Here is a 1,548-nt window from a genome sequence, read left to right as displayed (position 1 = left end):
CCATCGGCGACCGGTGGGCGATCGCGGCCACCCTGGACAAACTGGCTGTCGTCGCCGAGCAGCGCGGCGACCGCGCCCCACTGGGTGGCGGCCAGCGCGGCCGCCAGCCGCTGCCGGTCGGGTGGTTCGCCGGGCCCGGCCTGGTCGGGGAAGAGCCGATCCAGTTCGCGCCGAACCAGTTCCGCGTCCACCATCGGATGCGAAGCGGCCCGCTCGGTCAACACCCGACGGATGGTCTCCTCCTGCCGGTAGTACCGGTCGAGGTAGAGCAGCGGCCCGGCTTGCGCGCCGCCGGGCGGGTCGATCAATCGCAGTGGCCGCAGCGGCCCGGCCGGGCTGCCGGTGACCAGCGGGCTGACCCGCAGTGCGGCGATGACGGCTTCGACGTCGGGCCAGGGCAGGGTGGCCGGGTCGATGGCCGATTCCTCGGTGCCCTCGGCGTCCACGCCGATCTCGTGCATGCGCCGCACTTCCAGGCACACCGATCCCGAGCGCACGGCGCGCACCGCCAGCGCGGTCGCGAACACCGCCGCCTCGGAGCGTTCCCCGCCCAGGCGCGCCAGGCGCAGGGCCACGTGCAGGTCGGCGGCCGACAGCACCCCGGCGTTGTTGAACACCGCCAGCAGCCCGGTTCCGCGCTGCGCCAATTGAATCGAGGTCATCGGCTCGCGGCCTCCGGATCGGTCAGCACGGACGTGTCCCCGGCGAGCAGCGCGGACAGCTCGACCACCAGCGCCGTGGGCGGCTGCCAGTCGAAAACTCCCGCGCCGTCCGGGGTTTCGGGCCCGATCATGCCGCGCACGAACAGGTAGCGGATGCCGCCCAGATGCTGCCGCGGATCGTAGCCGGGCAACCGCCAGCGCAGATACCGGTGCAGGGCAACCGAATACAGGATGGCTTGCAGCGGGTAGTGCGAGCGCATCATCTCCGCGCCCATGCGCTCGTAGGTGTAGTGGGCCACGGTCAGGTCGCCGGTGCCCAGCCGGTTGGTCTTGTAGTCGACGACGACGAAACGCGGTCCGGCGGTGCGCAGTACGGCGTCGATACTGCCGGTGAGGAATCCGCGCAGCGGGGTGTCGTCGAGGTGCGCCAGCTGCTCGGCGTAGGGGCCGAAGATGTCGTCGCCGGGCACGTGCCGACGCCACAGGTCGGCGATGCGCGGTACGGTCACCCGCGCGGCGGTGGGGTCGTCGCCCCCGGCGAGCGGCAGTTCGAAATCGAGCTCGCTCAACCGATCCCGGGTCGCGACCCCGGCGAGCGTGCCGAACCCGATCGGCGTGTGCATGACGGCCAGCAGCGCCGCCGAGAGCACCTCCGGGTCGGCGTCGAACATCTGCTCGCCGACCGCGTGCAGGCAGCGGGCGCGGATCTCGGCGGCCAGATCGGGGGCGTCGGTGTCGACGTATTCCAGGACCTCGTGCACGAGGGTGCCGAATTCCGCGCCGTAGGGCAGTGAATTCATCAGCGAGGGCGCGGCTCCCGCGAAGGCGTCGAGCTCGTCGGCCAGTACCGACGGCGTCGCCGGTTCGTCCGCTGCGCGCGGAGATG

1 protein-coding gene and 1 pseudogene are annotated in these 1,548 nt (G+C 72.1%); both read right to left on the bottom strand.

Annotation, left to right across the window (positions count from 1 at the left end; translation table 11 throughout):
* Window positions 1-662: pseudogene (locus tag ACWELQ_RS45435) on the bottom strand (hypothetical protein); the annotation flags it as partial.
* Window positions 659-1,548: PD-(D/E)XK nuclease family protein (locus ACWELQ_RS45430; RefSeq protein ID WP_452403150.1), on the bottom strand; the 890-nt coding region annotated here is incomplete at its 5' end. The gene ACWELQ_RS45430 and the pseudogene ACWELQ_RS45435, both read right to left, overlap by 4 nt.

Source organism: Nocardia sp. NPDC004722 (genome assembly GCF_053601505.1).
Note: the sequence above shows the minus strand (reverse complement) of the source record. Positions and strands in the feature narration are given on the sequence as shown.